Source organism: Oryzihumus sp. JJN4-3R (assembly GCF_057747915.1).
Genome location: NZ_CM173229.1, coordinates 1,158,162 through 1,182,826 on the forward strand (window position 1 = coordinate 1,158,162; position 24,665 = coordinate 1,182,826).

Genomic DNA, 24,665 nt, shown 5'->3' on the forward strand with positions numbered 1-24,665 from the left:
CGGACACTCTACGGAACGGGGAAGACGACGTGGGTGCGGGCCAGCGTGCCCCGCTCGTCGAGCATCGCCACGAGCCGCCCGTCCGGCGCCATCGCGGCCACGGGCTCCTCGCGCAGCGGCTTGCGCGAGGGGATCCGCTGCCCGTGGCTGACGGCCCGCGTCTCGTCCTCGCTCAGCTCGCGCACGTCGAAGGACGCGCGTGCCGCGTCCGCCAGCGGCACCACCGGTATGCCGTCCGCCTCCGCCGCCTGCTCCAGCTCGGGCAGCGTGTGCGCGGCTTCGAGGTCGAAGCGGCCCACGCGGGTGCGGCGCAGCGCGGTCAGGTGGCCACCCACGCCCAGGGCGGCGCCGAGGTCGCGGGCCAGCGCCCTCACGTAGGTGCCCGAGGACACCTCGACCACGACGTCGAGGTCGAGCACGTCGCGGCCGTCGACGGTGACGTGGCGCCGGTCCAGCACTTCGAAGTGGCTCACGGTGACCCGCCGCGCCCGGAGGGCGACATCCTCCCCCGCCCGCACCCGCGCATACGAGCGCTTGCCGTCGACCTTGATGGCGCTGACGGCGCTGGGGACCTGGTCGATCGCGCCAGTGAGTGCCGCGACCGCCTTGTCCACCGCCTCGTCGGTGACGCCCGAGGCGTCGGTGGCCGCGGTCACCTCACCCTCGGCGTCGTCGGTGACCGTGGTCTGCCCGAGCCGGATGGTGGCGGTGTAGGTCTTGTCGCAGCCGACCAGGAAGGTCAGCAGCTTGGTCGCCCGCTCGACCCCGAGCACGAGCACGCCCGTGGCCATGGGGTCCAGCGTGCCGGCGTGACCGACCCGGCGTGTGCCGCACAGGCGACGCGCCCGTGCCACCACGTCGTGGCTGGTCCACCCGGCCGGCTTGTCGACGATCAACAGGCCTTCGGGGCTCACGCGCGCCGGGCCTCCCGGTCGTCCTCATCCATGTCCTCGCCCAGGTCGTCGTCCTCGTCCTCCCGCGGCTTGCGGTAGGGGTCGGCCTCGCCCGCGGGGACCGCTCCGGCGGCGGCGGCCGCGACGGCGGCGTCGCGCTCACGCGCCTCCTTGAGCAGGTCCTCGAGGTGGGCGGCGTTCTCGGGGATCGCGTCGGCGAAGAACTCCAGGGTCGGCGTCAGCCGGATCCCGATCTGCTTGCCCACGAAGGAGCGCAGCTTGCCCTTGGCCGCCTCGAGCGCCTCGGCGGTGCCCGCCCGCTCCTCGTCCGAGCCGAACACCGTGTAGAACACCGACGCGTGCTGCAGGTCGTTGGTGACCCGCACGTCGGTGATCGTGATGAACCCCAGACGGGGGTCCTTGACGCGGTACTCGAGGTTCTCGGCGATCAGGACCTTGATGCGGTCAGCGATCTTGCGTGCCCGTGCCGGATCAGCCATGGGTCTTACCTTCCTACAAGTGGTCTGGGTTGCGCGAGCCACCCCTCGAGGTGGCGGCCTCACGCACGGTGGGCCGCGGGTTGAAGAACCCGCGGCCCACCGTGTTGATCAGCCTCGCGTCAGGCGCGGGGCTTCTCGCGCATTTCGTACGTCTCGATGACGTCGCCGATCTTGATGTCGTTGAAGCTGCCGAGGTTGATACCGCACTCGAAGCCGTCGCGGACCTCGGTGACGTCGTCCTTGAAGCGACGCAGACCGGTGATCTCGAGGTTCTCCGTGACGACGACGCCGTCGCGGGTGAGGCGGGCCTTCGTGCCGCGCTTGATCTCGCCGGAGCGGACCAGCGAACCGGCCACGTTGCCGAACTTGCTCGAGCGGAACACCTCGCGCACCTCGGCGGTGCCGAGCTGGGCCTCCTCGTACTCCGGCTTGAGCATGCCCTTCAGGGCCGCCTCGATCTCCTCGATGGCCTGGTAGATCACCGAGTAGTAGCGGATCTCGACGCCCTCGCGCTCGGCGTAGTCAGCGTTCTGGCCCTCGGCCCGGACGTTGTAGCCGATGATGATGGCGTCGGAGGCCATCGCGAGGTTGATGTTGTTCATCGTGATCGCACCGACGCCGCGGTCGATGATCCGCAGGTCGACCTCGTCGCCCACGTCGATCTGGAGCAGGGCGTCCTCGAGCGCCTCGACCGAACCCGACACGTCACCCTTGAGGATGAGGTTGAGGGTCTCGACCTTGCCGGCCGCCAGGGCCTCGTTGAGGTCCTCGAGGCTGATCCGCTTGCGGGCCTTGGCCAGCGAGGCCTGACGGTCCGCAGCCTCACGCTTCTCGGCGATCTGGCGCGCGGTGCGGTCGTCCGGGGCCACCACGAAGGTGTCACCGGCGCGGGGCACCGAGGACAGGCCGAGCACCTGGACGGGACGGGACGGGCCCGCCTCGGCGATGTTCTTGCCGTGCTCGTCGAGCATGGCGCGAACGCGGCCGTGGGCGCTGCCGGCGACGATCGCGTCACCGACCCGCAGCGTGCCGGCCTGGACCAGCACGGTCGCCGTGGCACCGCGGCCACGGTCGAGGTTGGCCTCGATCGCGACACCACGGGCGTCACGGACGGGGTTGGCCCGCAGGTCGAGCGCCGCGTCGGCGGTGAGCAGGACGGCCTCGAGCAGGCCGTCGATGTTCTGGCCGGCCTTGGCCGAGACGTCGACGAACATCGTGTCGCCGCCGTACTCCTCGGCCACGAGGTTGTACTCGGTCAGCTGCTGGCGCACCTTCGAGGGGTTGGCGCCCTCGACGTCGATCTTGTTGACCGCGACGACGATCGGGACGTCCGCAGCCTGGGCGTGGTTGAGCGCCTCGATGGTCTGCGGCATGACGCCGTCGTCGGCCGCGACCACGAGGATCGCGATGTCGGTCACCTTGGCACCACGGGCACGCATGGCCGTGAAGGCCTCGTGACCGGGGGTGTCGATGAAGGTGATGGCGCGGTCGATGCCCTCGTGCTCCTTGTGGACCTGGTAGGCACCGATGTGCTGGGTGATGCCACCGGCCTCGCCCGCCGCGACGTCCTCGTTGCGGATGGCGTCGAGCAGGCGGGTCTTGCCGTGGTCGACGTGACCCATGACGGTCACGACCGGCGGACGCGGAGCGAGGTCCTCGTCGTCCTCGGCCGCGATACCCGTCTCGAGGTCGATGTTGAAGCTGTCGAACAGCTCCTTCTCCTCCTCCTCGGGGGAGACGACCTGGACGTCGTAGCCGAGCTCGGCACCGAGCAGCTTGAACGTGTCCTCGTCGAGGGACTGCGTCGCCGTGGCCATCTCACCGAGGTGGAACAGCACGGTGACCAGGCTCGCCGGGTTGGCGTTGATCTTGTCGGCGAAGTCGGTCAGCGACGAGCCGCGACGCACCCGCACGACGGTCTTGCCGTCACCGCGGGGGACGCTCACGCCACCGATCGTCGGCGCCTGCATCTGCTCGAACTCCTGGCGCTTCGCGCGCTTGGACTTGCGGCCACGGACCGGACGGCCGCCACCGCGACCGAACGCACCGGCCGTCGAGCCACGACCACCGGCGCCACCGCGGCCACCGCCGCCGGGACGACCGGCGAAGCCACCGCCGCCGCCACCGGGGCCACCGCCGCCGGGACGGCCGCCGAAGCCACCGCCGCCGGGACGACCGCCCGGACGGGCCGGGCGCTCACCGGGACGGCCGACCGCAGCGCGGTCGGGCATCATGCCCGGGTTGGGACGGGGGCCACCGGGCCGCGGGGCGGCCGGACGCGGCCCACCGGGGCCGGCGGTGCCACCGGGGCGGTTGCCGCCCTGCGGGCGGGGCATGCCCTGGCTGGAGGCGAAGGGGTTGTTGCCCGGACGCGGGGCGCCGCCCTCGCGGCCACCGTCACGGCCGCCCTCGCGACCGCCGTCACGGCCACGCTGGCCGCCTCGGCCGTCGCGCGGCATGCCCTGGCTGGGCGCGAAGGGGTTGTTGCCCGGACGCGGGGCGCCCGGACGGGGCGCGGGGCGCGGGCCCGGCGTGGCGCCCTGGCCACCCTCACGGGCGGCCGGAGCCGCAGGGGCCTCGGGAGCCGGGGCCGGCTTGGACGCCGGACGCGGGCCCGGGGTCGGCGAGGTGCGCGCCGCCGGGGCCTCGACCTCGGGCTTGGCGGGGGCCGCCGGAGCCGGGGCCGGAGCCGGGGTGGCCGGCTTGGCCGGCGCCTCGGCAGCAGGCTTGGCCGGAGCCGGGGCGGGGGCCGCGGCGGCCGGCTTGGCCGGTGCCGGGGCGGGAGCCGCCGGAGCCGGGGCCGGAGCGGCCGGCTTGGCGGGGGTCGCCTTCTTGGCGGGGGCGGCCGTCTTGGCCGCGCCACCGCCCGCGAGCTCGGCGGGGAACGTCTCGCGGATCTTGCGCACGACAGGGGGCTCGATGGTCGACGACGCCGACCGAACGAACTCGCCCTGCTCCTTCAGATGGTTGAGCAGTGTCTTGCTCTCGACTCCGAGCTCCTTGGCGAGCTCGTAGACCCGGACCTTAGCCACGTTTCTCCTGTCCTCGGTCCGGACCATCGAGAGATCGACAGGCGCGGACCGTCGTTAAAGCTGGGGGGTGCTCATCGGTGAGTACTCATCGGGTGCTCATCAGCGTCTTACCCGCTTTCGGTTGCATGTTCCGGCAGCTCCTGGGGGGAGCCACCGACGACGGCCTGCTGCTCCTCGAGCACGAACGCGCTGACGCGGGAGGTGTCCAGCGGGGCCTTGACGCGCAAGGCCCGCGCGAACGCCCTGCGTCGCACGGCGAGCTCGAGACATTCCGGTGTCGGGTGCAGCCATGCGCCACGCCCGGGCAGCCGACGTCGGGGATCAGGATGGGCAACGAGCTCGCGCTCCTGCTCATTCCACACCGCGACGACTCGCAGCAGTGACGACCGGTCGTCACGCGAACGGCAGCCCACACACGTACGTGCCGTGGAGTGGGATGGCCGCACACGGACGTCAAACGTCCGATCGGTCTGGACCACTCTACCGCCTAACGCCCGTCCTCCGCGCCAGCGACCTCAGGCGTCACAGTGGCACCGGCCGCGGGAGCCGTGTCGGAGCGGATGTCGATGCGCCATCCGGTCAGCTTGGCGGCGAGGCGGGCGTTCTGCCCCTCCTTGCCGATCGCCAGCGAGAGCTGGTAGTCGGGGACGACGACCCGCGCCGAGCGCAGGGTGGGGTCGACCACCTCGACGGACTGGACCCGCGCCGGCGACAGCGCCGCGGCCACGAAGACCTTGGGGTCCTCGGAGTAGTCGACGATGTCGATCTTCTCGCCGTGGAGCTCGGTCATGACCGCACGCACCCGGGCCCCCATCGGGCCGATGCAGGCGCCCTTGGCGTTGACGCCCGCCACCTTGGAGTGGACGGCGATCTTGGTGCGGTGCCCGGCCTCGCGGGCCAGGGCGGCGATCTCGACCGTCCCGTCGGCGATCTCCGGCACCTCGAGCGCGAACAGCTTGCGCACCAGGTTGGGGTGGGTCCGGGACAGGCCGATCTGCGGGCCGCGGGGGCCGCGCTTGACGCTGACGACGAAGCAGCGCAGCCGCTCCCCGTGCACGTAGCGCTCCCCCGGCACCTGCTCGGCCAGCGGCAGGATGCCCTCCACCGTGCCGAAGTCGACCAGCACGTTGCGCGGGTCGCTGCTCTGCTGGATCACGCCCGCGACGACGTCGCCCTCCCGGCCGCGGAAGTCACCCAGGATCGCCTCGTCCTCGATGTCGCGCAGCCGCTGGACGATGACCTGCCGCGCGGTGGAGGCGGCGATGCGGCCGAACCCCTCGGGGGTGTCGTCGAACTCGGGCCCGGGCTCGCCCCGGGTGCCGTCCTCGGCGACCTCGCCCTCCTCGCGCGCCCAGACCACGACGTGGCCGGTCTTGCGGTCGAGCTCGACCCGCGCCAGGCGGTAGGCACCGTCGGTGCGGTGGTAGGCCACGAGCATCGCCTGCTCGATGGCCGGGATGATCACGGAGAGCGAGATGTCACGCTCACGCTCCAGCGCACGCAGTGCCGCCAGGTCGATGTCCATCAGTCGTCCTCCTCATCAGCGCCGCGGGTGAACTCCACCTGCACCAGGGCGCGCGCTATCTCGGCATAAACAAGCGTGTGGTCCGTGGCCGGGGCGCCCTTGGCGCCGTCCACGGACAGGGTGACCCCGTCGGGCCCGGCCGCCACGAGGCGGCCGGTGAGGGTCTGGTCGTCGGCAGCGGTGACGCGCACCAGCCGGCCGACGTTGCGGCGGAAGTGCCGCGGCAGGGTCAGCGGGCGGTCCACCCCCGGGGAGGTGACCTCCAGCACGTAGGGCTGGGAGCCCATCGCGTCGCTGTCGTCCAGGGCAGTGCTCACGGCACGGGTCGCGTCGGCGACCTCGTCGAGGGTGAGCGGCGGGACGGGACTGCGGTCGTCCGCGGCGTCCAGGCCGGCCAGGTCGCGGTCGAGGTAGACCCGCACCAGCCGGCGCTTGCCGGCCGGGGTCACCGCGACGTCCTCGACCACGAGGCCGAGCTCCTGCAGGGGGGCCTCGATCGTGGGGCGAATCCGGTCCTTCGTGCTCATGCCGCCTCCGCTCCCAGTGTTCTCGAGTTTGGGTCGACGCGCGTCAGGTACCCACGCACGGCCGTCCGTGCGCCCCACTCTATCCGCTGCGGGCGGGTGCGCATGCCGCCGCAGGGGGCGCAGGGAGCCGTGCCATGATCGGGCCCATGCCGGGGAGGGAGCGTATGCCGCGTGCCTGGTCGCGCCGGAGCGTGCTCCTCGCGCTCGGGCTGGCCGGCACCGCCGGGCTCACGGGGTGCGGGGTCCGCTTCGAGGACCACACGCGGTCCCTTCCGTTCCAGCCCGCCCCCCGACCGGTCCCCGACGAGCGCGCGCTGCAGGACGCCCTGGCCGCCGTGACCTCGCTGGAGCAGGTCGCGGGGACGGTGGCCGGTCCGTGGCCGACCCGCCTCGTCGCGCTCCACCGCCGGCAGCGCGAGGTCCTCACCCAGGTCCTGCTGCGCTCCGGCGCGACCCCCCGGCCGACCGCGACCTCGACGGCGGCAGGAACAGCCACGGGCACCGCGTCGGCGATCACGACGCACCCCCCGTCCACGGCCCCGCCGCCCGTGGCCAGGGTGACCGCCAGGACGCTGGCCACCCGGGAGCTCGAGGGGGTCGCGACACCGGCGCTGATCACCCTGGCCGGGGTGTCCGCTCCCAACGTCGCCCTGCTGGCCTCGCTGGCGGCCCAGCGCGGCGCCGCGGGCACGCTGCTCGGGGTCGACCCGTCCTGGCCCGAGCCCACCGCGCCCATCGGCCGGACCGCGGCACGCCTGCTCGACGCCTGCCGCGCCGCCGCGTACGGCTTCGAGGTGGTGGCCGCCACCATCGACCATGCCGGGCAGCCCCTGGCCCGGGCGTCCCTGGCCGCCGTGGAGGGCCAGGTCGCCACCCTGCAGGACCTGGCCGGAGCGGCCGCGGGTCCGCCGCCGCTGGGCTACCCCCTGCCGTTCCCGGTGACCAGCCCGGCGAGCGCCCGCCGGCTGGCCCGTCACCTGCTCGACGGGCTCCAGGGGACGCTGGCGACCGAGCTGCGCGGTGCCGCCGGGCACGAGGAGCCGCTGACGGCCCTCGTGCGCTGGTCGGCCCAGACCGCGGTGCTCGCGACCCGCTGGGGCGCCCCGTTGCCGGCGTTCCCGGGGCTGCTGACCCCGTGACGCTGGTCCCCGACTCCTTCGTCGCCGCGGTCTCCGGCTACGCCCCGGAGGGCGACGGCGCGGGCGGCCCCGGCGAGGCCGGGGAGGCGTGGCTGCGCCGGCTGCCCCGGCTCGTGCAGGAGCTGCTCGAGCGCTGGGACCTGCGCGTCGACGGCGAGAGCTGGCACGGCGTCTGCGCCCTGGTGGTCCCGGTGCGCCGCGGCGGGCAGGAGGCCGCCCTCAAGGTCACCTGGCCGCACCCGGAGGCCCGGCTCGAGCACGTGGCCCTGCGGGCCTGGGGCGGTCGAGGGGCGGTGCAGCTGCTGGCCGCCGACCCCGGCCGGTGGGGGCTGCTGCTGGAGCGCCTCGATGCCGGGCGCGACCTGCACGCCCTTCCCGTGGACGAGGCCTGCCGGACCCTCGGGGCCCTGCTCGCCGACCTGGACCGCCCCGCCCTGCCGCAGCTGCCCCGGCTCGCGGACTGGGCCCGGCGGCAGGTGAGGGACCTCGCGACCGCGCCACCCGGCATACCGCGGCGGCTGGTGGAGCAGGGCATGGCACTGGCCCGCGACCTGGCCACGGACCCAGGCACGGACGCGCGGCTGGTCCACACGGACCTGCACTACGCCAACGTCCTCGCCGGCGGCCGCGCGCCATGGCTGGCGATCGACCCCAAGCCGATGGCCGCCGACCCGGCGTTCGCGGTGGCGCCGGCCCTGTGGAACCGCTGGGAGGAGGTCACGGCCAGCCACGACGCCCGCCGGCACCTGCGGCGACGGCTGGCCGTCCTGTGCGAGGCCGCCGGCATCGACGAGGACCGCGCCCGGGCCTGGACGGTGGTCCGCGAGCTGGACCTGGCCCTCGACGCCGCGGCGGCCGGTGACGGCGACGGGGTCACCGCCGCCGTCACGATCATCAAGGCGATGACCGGCTGAGCCTCACTCCCCCGCGGTGCGCGCCAGCAACGCGAAGGAGACCAGCCAGTGGGTCGACATGAAGTCGCCGTGGACGATCTCCTCCTCGACCGCCGCCACCTGTGCCGCGGCGGCCTGGCGCATCCGGGCCGCCCGGTCGACGTCGTCGACCAGGTCCGCGAGCACCCGCAGCTGCCAGGCCCGTGACAGGGCCAGCCCGAAGAGGTGGACCATCTGCCCGTCGGTGCGGTCAAGCACCTGCGGGACCTCCAGGAGGCGGTCGCCCGCCTGCCCCAGGTCGGGCAGGAACGCGGCCAGCCAGGCCGTGCGCTCCCCTGCCGGGAGCACGCGGCGCATCAGGTCCGCCTCGGACAGGGCCGGGGAGAGGAAGTCGGTGCCGCTGGGCTCCCAGCGCGCGGGGTATGCCGTGTCGTCGCCGAACCAGTCGCGGGCTCGGTCCTCGACGGCCGCGACGACGTCGGCACGGCCGAGGTCAGTGAACGCCTCGTGCAGCAGGGCGCCGGCGAACGCGGTGTTGCCGTGGACGCCGTGCCGGACCGGGTAGGCCTGGCGCGGCAGCCAGGCGGTGACCAGCTCGGCGACGGCGTCGGCCAGCGGCGCGAGCGCCTCGGCCCAGTGCCGGGCACGGGGGTGCGGACAGGCGCGGGTCGCGGCCGCCAGCATCGCCGCCCACGCCCAGCCGTAGGGCCGCTCGTAGGAGGGCCGGGCCCGCAGGTAGGCCGCCTCCGCCTGGCCGGCCTCGGCGGTGAGGCGTTCGTCGAGCACCGCCACCAGCGCCTGGGTGGTGGTGTCCGGCAACGCCTCCGGGGCAAGGGTGAGCAGCCTGACCGCGGACCACTGCATGTGCGCCGAGGAGTGCCAGTCGAGGCTGCCGTGGAACGCCGGGTGCAGCCGCTGCGGGGTGACGTCGACGTCCTGGGGCCCGAGCGAAGCGTGGGCGGCGTGGTAGGGCCAAGGGGTGCCCAGGACCCGCAGCACCGTGTCGGCATAGCGTCCGGCGTGGGCAGCGGCCCACGCCGGGGTGGTGGCTGCCGGGGTGGTGCTGGTCGGCGCGGTGGTCGGCGCGCCCGTCGGCCCGGTCATCGCGGGAAGGCGAACACGGCCATGATCACGACGTTGCAGGCCAGCAGCGGCACCGCGGTCGGGATCTGGGCCTTGATCGGGCCGTAGCTGTCCTTGAGCTCGAGCAGCGCCGCGGGCACGAGGTTGAAGTTCGCGGCCATCGGCGTGCACAGCGTCCCGCAGAAGCCGGCCAGCATGCCGACCGCGAACACGACGGCGGGCTGGCCGTGGAACTGCTGCACCAGCAGCGGCCACCCCACTGCCGCCGTCATGACCGGGAAGGCGGCGAAGGCGTTGCCCATGATGATCGTGAACAGCGCCATGCCCACGCAGTAGACGAGCACCGCGGCGATGAGCGAGCCCTTGGGCAGCAGGCCGTCGGTGATCCCCTTGACCGCGTCGCCGACCCCGGCGGCCTGGAACAGCAGCCCGAGCGTGGCCAGGAACTGCGGCAGGATCGCCGCCCAGCCGATGTGCCCGAGCAGGCGGTCGCCCTCCTGGAAGGGCACCGCCACCGAGCCGGGGCGGAACATCAGCATCGCGACCACCAGGGCGGTGACGGCGGCGACGCCGAGGCCGATGACCGTGGCGAAACCCTTCTCGAGCAGCAGGCCGTCACCCCACGGCACCTTGACCAGCCAGGCGCCGAACACCACCGCCACCGCAGGCACCACGAGGGCGGGGATGAACAGCTTCGCGCCGAACCGCGTCGCGAGCTGCTCGCGCTCGGCGTCGGTCGTGGTGCGCTCGGTGCCCTTGCGGGGCAGGCCGAAGCCGGCCAGCACGGCCAGGCCGATCACGGCGACCCCCTCGACCCACGCCGGGCCGGCTCCGGAGGTGACCGCGCTGCCGTAGACGAAGGTGAAGGCCAGCAGGGCCCAGAAGGCCGCACTGCCCACCCGGCGCGAGGCCTGCCGGTCGGTCAGCCGCACCGCGGCGACGATCAGGAACAGCACTGCGCACAGCCAGTAGAACCACTCGACCTTGATCATCGGCCCGCTCCCGTCGTCACGGCCTCGGCGTCGGTGTCGGCGCCCGTGTCGATCCCCGCCCCGGCCAAGCGGCCCAGGCTGCGGTCCAGCCAGAGCATCCGGCTGCCGTGGATCAGCAGCGCGCAGATCGCCGTCGGGATCGCCCAGAGCGCGACCTGCAACGCGTCGAGCTTGAGGTGGTAGGTGGTGTCGACGAAGCCGGTGATGAGCAGGATCGAGCCGACCGCGACGAAGATGTCCTCGCCGAAGAACAGGCCCACGGTGTCCGCGGACGCGGCATACGAGCGGATCTTCTCCCGCATCCGCTCGGTGAGCGGGCCGTGGCGGCGCTCGGCGGCCGCCTCCGACATCGGGGCGACGATCGGGCGCACGGCCTGGGCCGGGCCGCCGACCGCCATGAGGCCGAGGGCGGCGGTCCCCTGACGGACCAGCAGGTAGGCGGCCAGCAGCCGGCCGACCGTCATCCCGGCGAGGCGGGAGATCATCCGGCGGGCCTGGTGCTGCAGGCCGTAGCGCTCGATCAGGCCGATGACCGGCAGGACCACGATGAAGACGGTCACCGAGCGGGACCCGGCGAAGCCGGCGCCGAAGGTGTCGAGGATCTTCATGGGGGACATCCCGGAGATCAGCCCGGCGGTGATGCCGGCGACGGTGACCACCAGCATCGCGTTGAGTCTCAGGGCGAAGCCGACGATCACGACGGCTACCGCGAGCAGCACCCACATGGGCAGCACCTCGGGTTTCGGTTCGGGGCGTGCGGGCGCCCGTGCGGGCACCCCTGGATGGCCCGTCACCCTAGAAGTCGTTCAACAATCACCACAAGGGGGAAACCGCACATTTCTCACGTTCCGGAGAAATGCCCCGCATAGAGGTCGAGCAGGTGGGCCTCGGAGCCGAGCAGGTACTCCTCCAGCGCGACCGCCGCGCGGACGACCTGGCCGGCGGCCACGAGGCCGGCGATGCGCAGGTTGGCCTCGACGTAGCGCTCGTGCACCGAACGGGGGTCGGAGACGACGACGAAGAGCAGCCGCATCTCGGTGAGGATCGTGCGCAGCGTCCGGTCCAGCACCGCGTTGCCGGCCAGGGCCGCCAGGGCGAGGTGGAACCGCCCGTTGGCGGTGCCGACCGCCTCGAAGTCCCCGGCGCGGGCGGCCGCGAGGCCCTCCGCCGCGGCCTCCTGCACCTGGGCCAGCACGGCAGCCCAGCGCTCCTCGAAGGCCCGGCGGTCCGCCGGCTCCCGCTCCGGTGAGTCAGCCAGGGCCACCGCCGCCTCACGGAGCGCGCCCACCTCGAGCAGCCGGCGCGTCTGGTAGAGCTCGCGCGCCTCCTCCAGCGACAGCGCCCGGACGAACACGCCCCGGTTGGGCCGGTGCTCCACGACGTGCTCGTGGCCGAGCAGGCGGAAGGCCTCGCGCAGCGTGTTGCGGCTGACCTGGAGCCGGTCGGCCAGCCCGGACTCGTCCAGGCGCTCCCCAGGGCGCAGCTCGCCCTCGAGGACGGCGGCGCGGAGCCGGTCGGCGGCGCGCGTGGCGGCTGAGTCGGGCATGGGCTGCTCCTCGGGACACGCTTGACAGCGGCACGGGTTGTTGAACAATCTGGCGCCATGGTGGACCAGAGGAGCGTGGATCTCAACGCCGACGTCGGCGAGTCCTACGGCCGGTGGGAGCTCGGCGACGACGACGCCCTGCTGCACCTGGTCACGTCGGCCAACGTCGCCTGCGGCTTCCACGCCGGGGACCCGGCGACGCTGGTCGCGACCTGCTCCCTCGCCGCCGAGCGGGGCGTGGCGGTGGGCGCGCAGGTGGGCTACGCCGACCTCGGCGGCTTCGGCCGGCGGTTCATCGACATGGCCCCGGAGGACCTCTACGCCGACGTGCTCTACCAGCTCGGGGCCCTCGACGGGATCGCCCGCAGCCACGGGACCACAGTCCGCTACGTCAAGCCGCACGGCGCCCTCTACAACGCGGTCGTCCACCACGAGGAGCAGGCCGAGGCCGTGGTGCGCGCGGTGGCCGCCTACGCCCCCGACCTGCCGGTGCTCGGCCTGCCCGGCTCGGCCCTGCTCGCCGCCGCCACCGCCCGCGGGCTGCCGGTCGTGCGCGAGGCCTTCGCCGACCGGGCCTACACCGCCGAGGGCACCCTGGTGTCGCGGCGCACCCCGGGCGCCGTCGTCCACGACCCGGCAGCCGTCGCCGCCCGCGTGGTCCGGATGGTGTGCAGCGGGCAGGTCGAGGCCGTGGACGGCAGCGTCGTCGCGGTCGAGGTCGACTCGGTGTGCGTCCACGGCGACTCCCCCGGCGCAGTGGGCATCGCCCGCGCCGTGCGCGAGGCCCTCGACGCCGCCGGGGTCAGCATCCGCGCGTTCGTCGGTGGCTGACGTGCGCTTCCTGCCCTGCGGACACACGGGCGTGCTCGTCGAGCTCGCCGACGGGGCCGAGCGCCGCCGGCTCGACGCCGCACTGCGCGACCACCCGGTCGACGGCGTGCTCGAGCACGTGCCCGCCGCCCGCACCGTGCTGCTGCACCTGGCACCGGGTGCCGACCCGGCCGCCGTGGTGCGCGCCGTCCGCGGCCTGGACCTGCGCGGGGCCGGGGCCCTGGACGCCGGGGGCCCCCCCGTGGAGGTGCCGGTGCGCTACGACGGGGAGGACCTCGCGGAGGTGGCCACGACGCTCGGGATGACTGCCGCGGAGGTGGTCAGCCGGCATACCGGGCAGGTGTGGACCGTCGAGTTCTGTGGGTTCGCACCGGGATTCGGCTATCTGACCGGAGAGGCCGGAGGCCTCGACGTGCCCCGCCGCAGCGACCCGCGGCCGCGCATCCCGACCGGCGCGGTGGCGCTGGCCGGGCCCTACACCGGCATCTACCCCCGCTCCTCCCCCGGCGGCTGGCAGCTGATCGGGACCACGTCGCTGGCCATGTGGGACACCGGCCGCGAGCCCCCCGCCCTGCTGGCCCCGGGCACCCGGGTGCGCTTCGTCGCCGAGGAGCGCGCATGAGGGTGGCCGCGTTGTCCGTCGAGCGGGTCGGGCCGCTGGCCCTCGTGCAGGACCTCGGCCGGCCCGGCCATGCCCACCTCGGGGTCAGCCCGAGCGGCGCCGCCGACCGCGGCTCGCTGCGGGCCGCCAACCGCCTCCTCGGCAACGACGACGGCCACGCCGCGCTGGAGGTGCTCGCCGGGGGCCTGTGGCTGCGCGCGCTGGCCGACGTCACCGTGGCGGTCACCGGGGCGCCGCTGCCGGTGCACGTGGACGAGCGGGCCATGGACCTCGGGGCGCCGGCCTTCGTCCCCTCGGGGTCGCTGCTGCGCCTCGGTATGCCGGTCGCCGGCCTGCGCAGCTACGTCGCCGTCCGCGGCGGGCTGGCCGCCGAGCGCGTCTTCGGCAGCGCCAGCCGGGACACCCTCTCGGGCATCGGGCCGGCCCCGCTGGCGGTCGGCACGGTCCTGCACGTCGAGGACGGCGCGCCGCCGGGAGCTGTGCGCAGCGCCGACGTGGCCGCGTTCCACAGCAGCCTGCCGGGCGGCCTCCTGGTCCGCGCCGTGCCGGGCCCGCGCGACGACTGGTTCGGCCCGAGCGGGGCGCGGGTGCTCGGCGCCGCGACGTGGACGGTCACCGGGGACAGCGACCGGGTCGGCGTGCGGCTGTCGGGGCCGGCGCTCGAGCGCTCCCGCCCGGAGGAGCTGCCCAGCGAGGGCGTCGTGCGCGGGGCGGTGCAGGTGCCGCCTTCGGGACAGCCGCTGGTGTTCCTCGCCGACCACCCGACGACCGGGGGCTACCCCGTCGTGGCCGTGGTCGGCGAACGGGACTGCGACCGGCTGGCCCAGGCCCGCCCCGGCGAGACCGTGCGCTTCGAGCTGCTCTCCCGCCCCGCCTGGGGCTAGCCGCCCCAGCGGTACTCGACCTCCGGGCGCCCCGGCCCGGCGTAGCGGGACCGGCGCAGCACCAGACCACCCTCGGCGAGGTGCTCGAGGTAGCGCCGGGCGGTGACCCGGGAGACCCCGAGCCGCTCGCCGACCTCGCTGGCCGACACTCCCCCGTCGGCCTCGCGCAGCACCCTCGCCACGTCGGCCAGGGAGTCCGCCGCGATGCCCTTGGGCAGGTGCGCCTGACCGCCAGAGCGCAGACCGCCGAGCATCTGGTCGACGTCACGCTGCGTCGAGACGGCCACCGCCGAGTCGAGCTGGGTGCGGTAGTCGCGGTAGCGCTCGAGCCGCTCGCGCAGGGCCGCGAACGCGAAGGGCTTGAGCACGTACTGCACCACGCCCATCGAGACGGCGGCGCGCACCGTCGGCAGGTCCCGGGCGGAGGTCACGGCGATGACGTCCGCGCGGTGACCGGCGGCGCGCATGGCCCGGACGACGTCCAGGCCGGGCACGTCGGGCAGGTTCATGTCCAGCAGCACCAGATCGACCGGGCGGTCCGCCAGCAGCTGCAGCGCCGCCTGCCCGGTCCGGGCCGTGCCGGCGACCTCGAAGCCGGCGACCCGCCCGACGTAGGCGGTGTGGGCGTCCGCGGCCACCTGCTCGTCCTCGACCACCAGGACCCGCAGCGGCGCCGTCACGCCCCTGCCCCCGAGGTGACGTCCGGCGCGCCCTCGGCGGCGCCGGCCACGGGGAGGCGCACCACGAAGGTCGCCCCCGGCGGGCCGCCGACCTCCAGCGTCCCGCCGAGCCGGTGCACCGACTGCCGCACCAGCGCCAGGCCGAGGCCCCGACCGCCCGGGGTGTCACCGGACTTGGTCGACCAGCCGCGGGCGAAGAGCCGCTCCAGGTCCCCCTCGGGCAGCCCCGGCCCGGTGTCGCTGACGGTCAGCACGGCGTACTCCCCGTCCAGCCCCACTGTCACACGCACCGTGCGCCCCGACTCCTGGGTCGCGACGGCGTCCAGGGCGTTGTCGACCAAGTTGCCGACGATGGTCACCAGGTCGCGCGAAGGAGCCACCCCCTCGGGCAGCCCGGGACCGTCCACGGACAGCTCGATCCCCCGCTCGCTGGCCTGGGCGGCCTTGCCGAGCAGCAGCGCCGCGAGGGCCGGCTCCTGCACCGAGGCGACGACCTCGTCGGTCAGCCGCTGGGCCACGGCGAGCTCACCGGTGGCGAACTCCAGCGCGTCCCCGGGCCGCCCGAGCTCGATCAGGGACACCACGGTGTGCAGCCGGTTGGCCGACTCGTGCGCCTGCGAGCGCAGGGCCTCGGCCAGCCCCCGGGCGGAGTCCAGCTCACCGGTCAGCGCCTCGAGGTCGGTGCGGTCGCGCAGCGTGGTCACGGTGCCGAGGTCGCGGCCCTGCCACCGGGCCCGGGCCTGGTTGAGCACCAGCACCCGGGCGTCGGTGACGTGCAGCTCGTCCTCGCGCGGCTCCCCCGAGGCCAGCGTCGCGGCCAGCCCGGGTGCCAGGCCCAGCCGGCCGACCGGGTGGCCCACGGCGTCGCCGGGCAGCGCCAGCAGCCGGCGGGCCTCGTCGTTGGCAAGGCGCACCCGGCCCGAGCCGTCGATGAGCAGCAGCCCCTCGCGGACGGCGTGGAGCACGGCGTCGTAGTACTCGACCATCTCCTGCAGCTCCGCGGCGCGCAGGTTGCCCGTGCGCCGGCGCAGCTGCCGCGAGACCAGGGCGCTGCCGGCCCCGAAGAGCAGGGCGGCCGCCACCGCCGCCGCCAGCAGCACCGGCAGCTGGGAGGCCACCGCCGCACTGACCGCCGTCTGCCGGATGCCGACCGAGACCAGCCCGACCACCGGGCCGGAGGCCGCGCGGACGGGCACCACGGCGCGCTCGGAGGGCCCCAGCGTCCCCGTGTAGGTCTCGGTCAGGTCGTGCCCGGCGGCGGCCGCGGCGATGTGCCCGATGAACTGCCGCCCGATCTGCGCCGGGTCGGGGTGGGTGAACCGCCGCCCGGTCGGGCTCATCACCACGACGAAGTCGGTGTCGGTCGTCCGGCGCACCCGCTCGGCCAGGGGCTGCAGGGCGGCGCTCGGGTCGCCCGACCCGAGCGCCTGCACGACGACCGGGGTCGCGGCGATGGTGTGGGCGACGGCCAGCACGCGGGCCCGCGCCTGGTCCTCGCTGGCGCGGCTGGCCTGAAGGTAGGCCCCGACCAGGCCCCCGGCGACGACGAGCGCGGCGACGAGGACCTGGGCGGCGAAGATCTGCGCGGCCAGGCTCCAGCGCCGGGGGTTCAGCACGACCGCGCCGGTCCGCGGTGCGGCGCGCACGCAGCGAACTCAATGAACACAACGGTGACCCTAGCCACCGGGACGGCCCACCCTCGACCCCAGACACACCCGACCCCCGGCGACCACACGGCATACCGGGGCCAGCACCGGAGGAACCATGTCCAGCACCTCATCACCGGCCCCGCCGGGGACCGTGGCCCGGCGGCGGGACCGCAGCCACTGGCTCTACGTCGCCGTCATCGTCGCCGTCGTCCTCGGCGTCGTCGTCGGCCTCGTCGCCCCGGACTTCGCCGTGCAGCTCAAGCCGATCGGCGCCGGCTTCGTCAGCCTCGTGAAGATGATGATCACGCCGGTCATCTTCTGCACCATCGTCCTGGGCGTCGGCTCGATCCGGAAGGCCACCCAGGTCGGCAAGGTCGGCGGCCTGGCCATCGGCTACTTCCTCGTGATGTCCACCATCGCCCTCGCGATCGGCCTGGTCGTCGGCAACCTGATCCACCCCGGCTCCGGGCTGCACCTGACCAAGGCGCTGGCCGCAGCCGGGCAGAAGCAGGTCAGCGGCGAGGCCGGCACCACCACCGACTTCCTCCTCGGGATCATCCCGACCACGCTCTTCTCCTCGATCACCGAGGGGCAGGTGCTCCAGGCGTTGTTCGTCGCGCTGCTGGTCGGGTTCGCGATCCAGTCGCTCGGGGCCAAGGGCGCCCCGGCGCTGGCGGCGATCGAGAGCCTGCAGAAGGTCGTCTTCCGCGTCCTGGCGATGGTGATGTGGGCCGCGCCGATCGGCGCGTTCGGCGCCATGGCCGCCCTCGTCGGCGCCACCGGCGTCAAGGCGCTGGTCTCGCTGGCCCAGGTGATGTTCGGTTTCTATGCCACCTGCGCGATCTTCGTCTTCGTCGTCCTCGGCACCCTGCTGCGCCTCGTGGCGGGGGTGTCGATCTTCCGGCTGCTGCGCTACCTCGGCCGCGAGTTCCTGCTGATCCTGTCCACGTCCTCCTCCGAGACGGCCCTGCCGCGCCTCATCGCCAAGATGGAGCACCTGGGCATCTCCCGGCCGGTCGTCGGCATCACCGTGCCGACCGGGTACTCCTTCAACCTCGACGGCACCGCGATCTACCTGACCATGGCCTCGCTGTTCGTCGCCGACGCACTCGGCAAGCCGATGTCGGTCGGCGAGCAGGTCTCGCTGCTGGTCTTCATGGTCATCGCCTCCAAGGGCGCCGCCGGGGTCACCGGCGCCGGCCTGGCCACGCTGGCCGGCGGCCTGCAGTCGCACCGCCCCGACCTGGTCGACGGCGTCGGCATCATCGTCGGCATCGACCGCTTCATGTCCGAGGCCCGGGCGCTGACCAACTTCGCCGGCAACGCCGTGGCCACGGTGCTCATCGGCACCTGGACCGGCGAGATCGACAAGGGGCGCACCGAGGAGGTCCTCAGCGGCCTGGTCCCGTTCGACGAGACCGCCGCGGACGACCACGGTGGCGGCCCGGACCCCGACCGCGAGCGGGAGCTCGCGTCCGCCTGAGAACCCTTGCCGCACAACAGGTATGCCGCGCCCCCGGTCGGGAGCGCGGCATACCTGCGTCGTGGTCGGGGGGCCCGACGGGCTCAGCTCGTGTGCGGCACGACGGTGATCGCCCCGAGGTCGCTGTTCGGCGTCTGCGTGGCCGTGAAGCGGACCGCGGAGGTCTGTCCCTCGGTCGGCTGGTCGGCGATGAACCAGCGGCGGTGGCTGACGTCCTCGAGCAGGACGCTGACCGGGTAGCGCCCCACCGGGGAACCCTGGGGGATCGTCACCTCGAAGTGCCACGTCCCCGCCTTCGCCGTCCCGCTGGTGGGGGCCACGAGCGACTGCGAAGGCACCATGAGGTCCTCGACGTCGGAGCCCAGGCCGAGGGTGACCCCGGTGATGCCCTCCGTGTCCTTGGCGGTCACGTCGATCCCGACGGTCGTGTCGTGCCCCAGGGAGTCGACCGTCGCCGAGGGCTGGAACCTGACGGTGGTCAGCGTGGGCGGGTGGATGTCGCCGACGCCGACCACGGTGAACCGGCCGCTGTTGCCCGGCAGCTGGTGGTAGCGCGGGTCGAGGCCCTGCGGCTGCGCGAGGACGTCGCTGGAGAACCAGTCGGGGCCCTCCCAGTACTGCATGTCATTGGGGTGTGCCGCATCGACGAACCAGACGGCGAAGTTCCACTCCCCGCCGAAGCCGCCCCTGGGCACGGTGTACCTGGCCTGCCAGATGCCGTCCCTGGCGGTGCCCGAGACGAGCTCCATCGTGGGGCAGCCGTCGGCCTGGTAGGAGTCCTCGTTGGGGTGACCGGGGCACAGGTAGGGGTCCTGCACACCGGAGCGGTCGTCGACGAGGCGGACCCGGGCGGTGACGACCTGCGCCCTGGTCAGCACGTTCACGCTGGACGGGCTGATCGACATCGGCCCGGACACGACGGGGGTCCCCCGGTCGGGGGCACGGTCGAGGACCGTGAGGGCATCGGTGAACTCGTGGTAGCCCCACCGGCCGACCCGGTCGGCGACGTTGACGTTGAGGGTGACCGTCGCCGGCTCGAGCCAGCGCGGCACCCGGGCGGTGCCCCGCCACCAGCCGCCACGGGCCGTGCCGGACACCCGGGTCGGCCAGCCCATGGGGAAGCTGACCTGGCCGTTGCTCCCGCCCTGGGCGTCGACCTGCACGCGGGTGGCGCCGGTGTCGTCCCCGACCCAGAGCCAGTAGGTGAGGGTGCGGGCGGACGTCGTGACGTCGACGGTGGTCGCCGACAGGTGCACCTGCGTGGCCCACGGCCTCTTCGCGTCGTAGACGCACCCGGTGCGGGTGGTGTCCGCCGGGTCGAGGGTGCACCAGTTGGTGCCCGAGCCGCCGATCTCGTGGTCGGCCCCGGCACCGCCGTCGAGGTCGTCGGAGCCGTCGCCGCCGTTGAGCACGTCGGTGCCGGAGGAGCCGGTCAGCACGTCGTTGCCGCTGCCACCGGACTCGCTGTCGTTGCCCGTCCCGCCCGAGACGGTGTCGTCGCCGGTGCCGCCCTGGACCGAGTCGTTGCCGGCGCCACCGGAGACCGCGTCGTTGCCGCTGCCACCGATCTCGGTGTCGTTGCCGTTGCCGCCGTCGATCACGTCGTTGCCGGAGCCGCCGTCGATGACGTCGTCGCCCCCGAGGCCCTTGATGACGTCGTTGCCGCCGAGGCCGCAGATGACGTCCCGACCGCTGGTGCCCGTGATCGTCTCGCTGCGCCACGTGCCGACCTCGGTGCAGCGCAGGCCGGTGCTGGTCCAGGTCGCCGCCTGGGCCGGCAGCGCGGTGACGAGCGAGAGCACGGTGACTGCAGCGGCGGCCGCGGAGACGGAGAACAGGGCGCGGGTGCGGGCGCGAGCCATCGGGGGCGGTCCTTGGGGTGAGGGGCGCCGGCGCTCCCCCATCGGGTCCGGCTGCGTCACCGAAGGTACAGCGAGCCCCGCGTCCGCCGCGGCGTTTTCGGCCGGATCGGTGAGCGCGGGGCGAGGACTGCCCGGGTCAGGTACGAGGGTGTGCCCGGTAGTGGCGACGCCAGATCAGGCGGTAGACCCCGAGGTACTTCGGCAGCGAGCGCAGCCCCGGGATGAACGGCAGCAGGAGCAGCGCCAGCGACAAGATCGCCATCAGCGCCCAGACCTGGGCGTCGGCGTTGTCGGAGGTGGAGAACGGCGGCACCTGGTACCAGAAGGTGTAGAGCCACAGCCACGGCTGGCCGGGGTAGTTGCCGGTCTCGTTCATCATCCCCCACTGGTCGCCGCCGAGGTTGCGGGCGCGGGCCTGGTCCTCCAGGTAGGTCCCGTCGGCCAGCAGGAGCAGCGCCTTGGTGGAGTTGCCGCCGTAGAAGCCCGGCTCGGCCAGGGACCCGTCGAGCCCTCCGGCCTGCGCCTGCTGCAGGTAGATGGCGGTCATCACGGGCACCGGCCCGTAGTCGCCGAGCGGGACCGCGGCCGGGTTGCCGTCGGGTGCCTTGGCCAGCGCGTCGGAGTAGGCCGTGGCCCACTTGGTCTGCTGCTCGGCGCTGGCGCCGCGCCACCGGGCGAGCGCCAGGCTCAGCACCGGACTGCCCTGCAGCTGGGACAGCGGCGTGACGACCAGGTCGTTGGCCGAGTTCACCGGCGTGGTCACGCCGGCCCACTTCTGGAGCTTGAGCGGGCCAAGGGTCTGGCCTTCGGCGTTGGTGTTGTACGGCGGGCCGTAGGTCGCGCTGCCGGAGGTGCCGGCCAGCTCGGCCGCCGCGGTGGCGACGACGTCGTTGGGCGTCGACTTGGCCCAGCTCTGCAGGGTGATCGCCTTCTCGTCGGGCGAGGAGAAGACAGCGGCCAGGCCCACCGTCAGCAGCGCCACCACCGCGAGGGCGATGACGAACTCCTTGACCAGGTCGTAGGGGCGGGTCGGCTTCATCGCGATGGCGGTCATGACCTCACTCCTCCTCACCGATCGGGGCGACGACGCCGTGGCGCCGGACCAGGACCAGGTGCAGCACGGTGATGATGCCGACGACGACCGGCAGCAGCACCACGTGCCAGAGCAGCATCTGCCCGGGGTTGAGCACGTTGAAGAAGGCGCCGATGCCGACGGAGTTGAGGCCGTCCTTGGCCTGGGTGCTGATCCACTGCGAGTCGAAGTTGCTCTGGACCAGGTAGCCGGTGAACGCAGTGCCGATCGAACCCAGGAAGCACACCACGCCGGTCATCCAGGTCAGTGCCCGGTTGCCGCGCCACGCGGCCATGAAGAACTTGCCCCACAGGTGGATCACCATGAACGCGAAGAACAGCTCGACGCTCCACAGGTGCGTCGAGTTCACGTAGTGGCCCAGTCCCGAGGTGTGCCACCAGACCGAGCCGCCGATGGCGAGCACACCTCCCGTGACGAGCACGACGACGAACGCCGCCAGGGTCAGCACGCCGAAGACGTAGATGGCCGAGGCCACGTAGGCCGGCTGACGGTCCGGCAGCGCCTGGCCGGGCGGCACCGTCCGCGAGATCCGGCCGCGCAGCCGGGCGGTCCAGCTCGGACGGCCGGACTCGCCGCTGACGCGGGCCAGCCTGCCGTCAGCGGTGGTCACTGCTGTTCCTCGGTCTCGTAGCGCTCGGGGTGACGCCCGAGCGGAAGGAAGACCGCGGCAGCGAAGATGAGGAGCATCAGCCCGATGACCACGAGGTTGGCCACGGAGATCTGGATCCACCCCCAGTGGACGTAGGTTCCGGCAGTGTCTGCCGCGACGGCGCTCACCATGGGACACCTCCAGTTTGGTCCGGTTCCCTTCAGTGGACGCCGGGCCGTGGGGGGCCGGACAGGGACCAAGGACACCGACCGCAGGGCCCTGGTGCCCGGGGCGGTCGTGTTTGATGGCGGGATGGTGCCCTTTGACCTTGATGTCCTCCGGCTCACCCTGCACGTGCTCGCCGCGACGGTGTGGGTCGGCGGCCAGATCGTGCTGGCCGCGCTGGTCGGCCCGCTGCGCCGCTCGGCGCCGGCCACCACCGCGGTCGCCGCGCAGGCGTATGCGCGGGTGGCCTGGCCCACGTTCGCCCTCCTGGTCGCCACCGGCGTGTGGAACGTCGCCGCCGAGCACACCAACGTCAAGCACCCGGCCGCGCTGGTGGTCAAGCTGGTGCTGGTCGCCCTCTCCGCACTCGGCGCCGCGCTGCACTCCACCGCGCGCGGTCCGGCCGCTCGCGGGATCTGGGGCGCGGTGGGCCTGGTCGGCGCTCTGGGCGCGCTGCTGATCGGCGTCGCCCTCACCGAGGCCTGACCGCGGGTGGGCCGCCGGCCCGGGCGTTCAGCCGAGGCGTCGTGAGGCCGGCCCGGGGTCGAGCCCGGCCTCGTGGGCCACGAGCAGCAGGAGCGAGCGGGCCTCCTCGGCGCAGGCGCTGCAGCCGCTGAGGTGGACTCCCATCTCGGGCATCCCTGCGCTCCGGGGGTCCGCCAGGAGCGTCTCGACGTAGGCGTCCATGAGCTCGAAGCAGTCCTCGCAGGAGAGCCACGGCTCGGTGGAGAGCGTCAGGCTCCGGACGGCGTCCGGCCTGAGCTCCCGGCGCTGCGGGTTGGTCATCGTGGCTCTCCCTGCGTGGTCGCGGTGGTCAGGTGCCCGGTGGCCGCCAGGTGGGCCCGGAGCCGGGAGCGAGCCTCGTGCAGCGCCTTGTAGAGGGCACCGCGTGTGGTGCCCAGGCGGTCGGCGAGGACGTCGATGGGGATGTTGTCCACGAGCAGGGCCACGGCGATCCGGCGCTGGTAGGGCGTCAGCGCCTGGCGCATGGCCGCGGCCACCGCCCTGGCGAGGTCGGCCGCCTCGGCCTGCTGCTCCGGGCCCGGGGCGGGGTCGCACCAGAGCTCGGTGTCCTCCAGGCTCACCTCGCGCTGCGCCCACGCCTGGCGGCGCATCTCGGTGGCCGCCTGCAGGATGGCGAACTTGTAGGCCCAGGTGGTGAACCTGCTCCGGCCCTCGAAGGTGTCGAGCTTGGCCAGCAGGACGGTGAGCGCCTCGTCGGCGGCGCTGTTGGCCAGCTCCTCGAGGGCACGGGCGTCGGCGCCGGGCACCATGCCCCGCATCCGCCAGACCTGGTGCCGGGCCGCCTTGACCATCAGCACGTGCAGCCGGCGCAGCGCGTCCTCCTGCGCGGCCCCCGGCAGCGCGAGCGCCGCCGGCCAGTCCTCCGGGTCGCCCGTGGCGAGGCTGATCGGACGGGTGGCCTCCGGCCCCCTGCCGGTGGGCGTCATGGCGTCCCCGCGACGCCGCCCAGCGGGGAGAGGATCCTCGCCGCGAGCTCGGGCGGACACCCCCGGTCCACCAGCTGCAGCAGGGAGTGCACGTCGACGCTGGGGGTGGCGGCGAGCGCCCGGGCGAGCCCGTCGGGGAAGCCGGCCTCCAGCAGCCGGCACCGACGCCAGGCCGTCACGTCGGCGGGTGGGCCGGGTCGCAGGCAGGGGGCCGGGTCCGGGGTCAGGTAGCTGCTCATGTCTTCTTCGCGTCGCGGACGAGGTGCCGTCTTACCGTCCCTGGGCACCGGGCAGGGGACGGTAAGACCCCGGTGACCGGGCGACGCGAACAGCAGGTCAGCCCTGCGGTGACGGTCATGACCGGCACCGCAGCCGGTACCAGCGAAGGGATCGTCCGCACCATGACCCACACCCACCACCTTCGGTCCACCGCGACCGGCCCGGCTCCCGCGACCTCCGTGGGTCGTGGCGCCGATCCGGCACGCCAGGCCTTCCTGATCCTGCGCAGCGCCTTCACCGTCGCCCCGATCGTCTTCGGCGCGGACAAGTTCTTCCACCTGCTGGTGAACTGGGACCGCTACCTGTCCCCCCACGGTCGCGGACCTCTCACCGTTCACCGTGCACCAGACGATGGCCGTGGTCGGGGTCATCGAGGTCGTCGCGGGCGCCGTCGTGGCCGTCGCACCCCGCATCGGCGCACCGGTCGTCAGCCTGTGGTTGCTGGGGGTCGTCGGCAACCTCCTGCTGCTGCACGGCTACCTCGACGTGGCCCTGCGCGACGTCGGCCTGCTCCTGGCGTCCCTCGCCCTGTGGCGCCTGGCCACGGTGTACAGCACGCGGACCCTGTGGCCGGCCCCGCGCCGCTCCTGAACGGCGAGGCGCGCCCGCGGGGCACGGGTATGCCGGGTGGCCGGGCTCGCGGGCCCGGCCACCCGGCATACGGGTCAGGCGTGGACCTCGAGCAGGTGGTCCAGGAAGGCGAGCTTGTCCAGGGCGACGTGCCGGCACTCGCACACCCACACCCCGAGTGGCACGGCGAGGCCGTGCCGGCGCGCGTCCTCGCGGGCACAGCGCAGGTGGTAGGCGCGGCGGGCGCGCTGGAGCAGACGGCGCACGCGCGTCACCCCTGGGCGGTCGCCGCACGACGCGGCGAGGACGGGCCCGGC

28 protein-coding genes are annotated in these 24,665 nt (G+C 73.9%); 8 read left to right on the forward strand and 20 right to left on the reverse strand.

What is annotated here, in order from left to right; genetic code table 11:
- Nucleotides 1-8 precede the first annotated feature (8 nt).
- The 6 genes from truB to rimP form a co-directional block, all read right to left on the reverse strand.
- Complete coding sequence (truB, locus tag AC3ANM_RS05155) at nucleotides 9-914, reverse strand: tRNA pseudouridine(55) synthase TruB (RefSeq protein ID WP_488287073.1); 906 nt, start codon at nucleotides 912-914, stop codon at nucleotides 9-11.
- Nucleotides 911-1,393 carry a 30S ribosome-binding factor RbfA gene (gene rbfA, locus AC3ANM_RS05160; RefSeq protein ID WP_488287074.1) on the reverse strand — a complete coding sequence of 161 codons (483 nt, stop codon included), beginning with the start codon at nucleotides 1,391-1,393 and terminating at the stop codon, nucleotides 911-913. Before rbfA ends, truB begins: the two co-directional genes overlap by 4 nt.
- A gap of 119 nt (nucleotides 1,394-1,512) precedes the next feature.
- Nucleotides 1,513-4,425, reverse strand: a complete 2,913-nt coding sequence (gene infB / locus AC3ANM_RS05165) for a translation initiation factor IF-2 (RefSeq protein WP_488287075.1) — start codon at nucleotides 4,423-4,425, stop codon at nucleotides 1,513-1,515.
- A 107-nt stretch (nucleotides 4,426-4,532) separates the two neighbouring features.
- Nucleotides 4,533-4,904 (reverse strand): YlxR family protein, encoded by a 372-nt coding sequence (locus AC3ANM_RS05170; protein ID WP_488287076.1) that lies wholly within the window; start codon nucleotides 4,902-4,904, stop codon nucleotides 4,533-4,535.
- 8 nt (nucleotides 4,905-4,912) lie between these two features.
- The gene (gene nusA / locus AC3ANM_RS05175) at nucleotides 4,913-5,950 is read right to left on the reverse strand and encodes a transcription termination factor NusA (RefSeq protein WP_488287077.1); all 1,038 of its coding nucleotides are present in this window, start codon (nucleotides 5,948-5,950) and stop codon (nucleotides 4,913-4,915) included.
- A complete protein-coding gene (gene rimP, locus AC3ANM_RS05180; RefSeq protein ID WP_488287078.1) occupies nucleotides 5,950-6,477 on the reverse strand; it encodes a ribosome maturation factor RimP in 528 nt (175 codons plus the stop codon). The genes nusA and rimP overlap by 1 nt, the downstream gene beginning before the upstream one ends.
- A gap of 146 nt (nucleotides 6,478-6,623) precedes the next feature.
- Here rimP and AC3ANM_RS05185 point away from each other — a divergent pair, with 146 nt between their 5' ends.
- The gene (locus tag AC3ANM_RS05185) at nucleotides 6,624-7,616 is read left to right on the forward strand and encodes a DUF4439 domain-containing protein (protein WP_488287079.1); all 993 of its coding nucleotides are present in this window, start codon (nucleotides 6,624-6,626) and stop codon (nucleotides 7,614-7,616) included.
- Nucleotides 7,613-8,530 (forward strand): aminoglycoside phosphotransferase family protein, encoded by a 918-nt coding sequence (locus tag AC3ANM_RS05190; RefSeq protein WP_488287080.1) that lies wholly within the window; start codon nucleotides 7,613-7,615, stop codon nucleotides 8,528-8,530. Before AC3ANM_RS05185 ends, AC3ANM_RS05190 begins: the two co-directional genes overlap by 4 nt.
- A 3-nt stretch (nucleotides 8,531-8,533) precedes the next feature.
- Here AC3ANM_RS05190 and AC3ANM_RS05195 read toward each other — a convergent pair whose 3' ends face one another.
- The 4 genes from AC3ANM_RS05195 to AC3ANM_RS05210 form a co-directional block, all read right to left on the reverse strand.
- The gene (locus tag AC3ANM_RS05195) at nucleotides 8,534-9,613 is read right to left on the reverse strand and encodes a DUF2891 family protein (RefSeq protein ID WP_488287081.1); all 1,080 of its coding nucleotides are present in this window, start codon (nucleotides 9,611-9,613) and stop codon (nucleotides 8,534-8,536) included.
- Nucleotides 9,610-10,584 carry a DUF979 domain-containing protein gene (locus AC3ANM_RS05200; RefSeq protein WP_488287082.1) on the reverse strand — a complete coding sequence of 325 codons (975 nt, stop codon included), beginning with the start codon at nucleotides 10,582-10,584 and terminating at the stop codon, nucleotides 9,610-9,612. Before AC3ANM_RS05200 ends, AC3ANM_RS05195 begins: the two co-directional genes overlap by 4 nt.
- Complete coding sequence (locus AC3ANM_RS05205; RefSeq protein ID WP_488287083.1) at nucleotides 10,581-11,309, reverse strand: DUF969 domain-containing protein; 729 nt, start codon at nucleotides 11,307-11,309, stop codon at nucleotides 10,581-10,583. Before AC3ANM_RS05205 ends, AC3ANM_RS05200 begins: the two co-directional genes overlap by 4 nt.
- A gap of 116 nt (nucleotides 11,310-11,425) precedes the next feature.
- Nucleotides 11,426-12,130, reverse strand: coding sequence for a GntR family transcriptional regulator (locus tag AC3ANM_RS05210; RefSeq protein ID WP_488287084.1), 705 nt, complete (start codon nucleotides 12,128-12,130; stop codon nucleotides 11,426-11,428).
- Between the two features lie 57 nt (nucleotides 12,131-12,187).
- On the opposite strand from AC3ANM_RS05210, the gene AC3ANM_RS05215 reads away from it, so the two are divergent.
- Genes AC3ANM_RS05215 through AC3ANM_RS05225 form a run of 3 tightly spaced genes read left to right on the forward strand, consistent with a single transcriptional unit; the run spans nucleotide 12,188 to nucleotide 14,467 of the window.
- Entirely contained in the window at nucleotides 12,188-12,961 is a 774-nt protein-coding gene (locus AC3ANM_RS05215; protein WP_488287085.1) for a LamB/YcsF family protein, read from the forward strand.
- The gene (locus AC3ANM_RS05220; protein WP_488287086.1) at nucleotides 12,954-13,583 is read left to right on the forward strand and encodes a 5-oxoprolinase subunit B family protein; all 630 of its coding nucleotides are present in this window, start codon (nucleotides 12,954-12,956) and stop codon (nucleotides 13,581-13,583) included. The genes AC3ANM_RS05215 and AC3ANM_RS05220 overlap by 8 nt, the downstream gene beginning before the upstream one ends.
- Nucleotides 13,580-14,467, forward strand: coding sequence for a 5-oxoprolinase subunit C family protein (locus tag AC3ANM_RS05225; RefSeq protein WP_488287087.1), 888 nt, complete (start codon nucleotides 13,580-13,582; stop codon nucleotides 14,465-14,467). Before AC3ANM_RS05220 ends, AC3ANM_RS05225 begins: the two co-directional genes overlap by 4 nt.
- Here the strand turns inward: AC3ANM_RS05225 and AC3ANM_RS05230 are convergent.
- Entirely contained in the window at nucleotides 14,464-15,147 is a 684-nt protein-coding gene (locus AC3ANM_RS05230) for a response regulator (protein ID WP_488287088.1), read from the reverse strand. The two genes, AC3ANM_RS05225 and AC3ANM_RS05230, sit on opposite strands and share 4 nt — an antisense overlap.
- Nucleotides 15,144-16,793 carry a sensor histidine kinase gene (locus tag AC3ANM_RS05235; protein WP_488287089.1) on the reverse strand — a complete coding sequence of 550 codons (1,650 nt, stop codon included), beginning with the start codon at nucleotides 16,791-16,793 and terminating at the stop codon, nucleotides 15,144-15,146. Before AC3ANM_RS05235 ends, AC3ANM_RS05230 begins: the two co-directional genes overlap by 4 nt.
- A 118-nt stretch (nucleotides 16,794-16,911) precedes the next feature.
- Between AC3ANM_RS05235 and AC3ANM_RS05240 the strand changes: the two genes are divergently transcribed.
- On the forward strand, nucleotides 16,912-18,279 hold the full coding sequence (locus AC3ANM_RS05240) for a cation:dicarboxylate symporter family transporter (protein ID WP_488287090.1): 1,368 nt from the start codon (nucleotides 16,912-16,914) through the stop codon (nucleotides 18,277-18,279).
- An 83-nt stretch (nucleotides 18,280-18,362) separates the two neighbouring features.
- Here AC3ANM_RS05240 and AC3ANM_RS05245 read toward each other — a convergent pair whose 3' ends face one another.
- The 4 genes from AC3ANM_RS05245 to AC3ANM_RS05260 all read right to left on the reverse strand — a co-directional run bounded on the left by AC3ANM_RS05245 (nucleotide 18,363) and on the right by AC3ANM_RS05260 (nucleotide 22,014).
- On the reverse strand, nucleotides 18,363-20,141 hold the full coding sequence (locus AC3ANM_RS05245; RefSeq protein ID WP_488287091.1) for a calcium-binding protein: 1,779 nt from the start codon (nucleotides 20,139-20,141) through the stop codon (nucleotides 18,363-18,365).
- 136 nt (nucleotides 20,142-20,277) lie between these two features.
- Complete coding sequence (locus AC3ANM_RS05250; protein WP_488287092.1) at nucleotides 20,278-21,195, reverse strand: hypothetical protein; 918 nt, start codon at nucleotides 21,193-21,195, stop codon at nucleotides 20,278-20,280.
- A gap of 4 nt (nucleotides 21,196-21,199) precedes the next feature.
- Nucleotides 21,200-21,844: a cytochrome b N-terminal domain-containing protein gene (locus tag AC3ANM_RS05255; RefSeq protein WP_488287093.1), complete on the reverse strand. Its 645-nt coding sequence runs from the start codon at nucleotides 21,842-21,844 to the stop codon at nucleotides 21,200-21,202.
- Nucleotides 21,841-22,014, reverse strand: coding sequence for a hypothetical protein (locus AC3ANM_RS05260; RefSeq protein ID WP_488287094.1), 174 nt, complete (start codon nucleotides 22,012-22,014; stop codon nucleotides 21,841-21,843). Before AC3ANM_RS05260 ends, AC3ANM_RS05255 begins: the two co-directional genes overlap by 4 nt.
- 121 nt (nucleotides 22,015-22,135) lie before the next feature.
- On the opposite strand from AC3ANM_RS05260, the gene AC3ANM_RS05265 reads away from it, so the two are divergent.
- The gene (locus tag AC3ANM_RS05265; protein WP_488287095.1) at nucleotides 22,136-22,534 is read left to right on the forward strand and encodes a hypothetical protein; all 399 of its coding nucleotides are present in this window, start codon (nucleotides 22,136-22,138) and stop codon (nucleotides 22,532-22,534) included.
- A gap of 27 nt (nucleotides 22,535-22,561) precedes the next feature.
- Here AC3ANM_RS05265 and AC3ANM_RS05270 read toward each other — a convergent pair whose 3' ends face one another.
- The 3 genes from AC3ANM_RS05270 to AC3ANM_RS05280 are packed head-to-tail and all read right to left on the reverse strand — an operon-like array spanning nucleotide 22,562 to nucleotide 23,738.
- Nucleotides 22,562-22,834, reverse strand: coding sequence for an anti-sigma factor (locus AC3ANM_RS05270; RefSeq protein WP_488287096.1), 273 nt, complete (start codon nucleotides 22,832-22,834; stop codon nucleotides 22,562-22,564).
- Complete coding sequence (locus AC3ANM_RS05275; RefSeq protein ID WP_488287097.1) at nucleotides 22,831-23,499, reverse strand: sigma-70 family RNA polymerase sigma factor; 669 nt, start codon at nucleotides 23,497-23,499, stop codon at nucleotides 22,831-22,833. Before AC3ANM_RS05275 ends, AC3ANM_RS05270 begins: the two co-directional genes overlap by 4 nt.
- Nucleotides 23,496-23,738, reverse strand: a complete 243-nt coding sequence (locus AC3ANM_RS05280) for a hypothetical protein (RefSeq protein WP_488287098.1) — start codon at nucleotides 23,736-23,738, stop codon at nucleotides 23,496-23,498. The genes AC3ANM_RS05275 and AC3ANM_RS05280 overlap by 4 nt, the downstream gene beginning before the upstream one ends.
- Before the next feature lie 379 nt (nucleotides 23,739-24,117).
- On the opposite strand from AC3ANM_RS05280, the gene AC3ANM_RS05285 reads away from it, so the two are divergent.
- Nucleotides 24,118-24,369, forward strand: a complete 252-nt coding sequence (locus AC3ANM_RS05285; protein ID WP_488287099.1) for a hypothetical protein — start codon at nucleotides 24,118-24,120, stop codon at nucleotides 24,367-24,369.
- A gap of 74 nt (nucleotides 24,370-24,443) precedes the next feature.
- Here the strand turns inward: AC3ANM_RS05285 and AC3ANM_RS05290 are convergent, their stop codons facing one another.
- Nucleotides 24,444-24,614 carry a hypothetical protein gene (locus AC3ANM_RS05290; RefSeq protein WP_488287100.1) on the reverse strand — a complete coding sequence of 57 codons (171 nt, stop codon included), beginning with the start codon at nucleotides 24,612-24,614 and terminating at the stop codon, nucleotides 24,444-24,446.
- Between the last annotated feature and the right edge of the window lie 51 nt (nucleotides 24,615-24,665).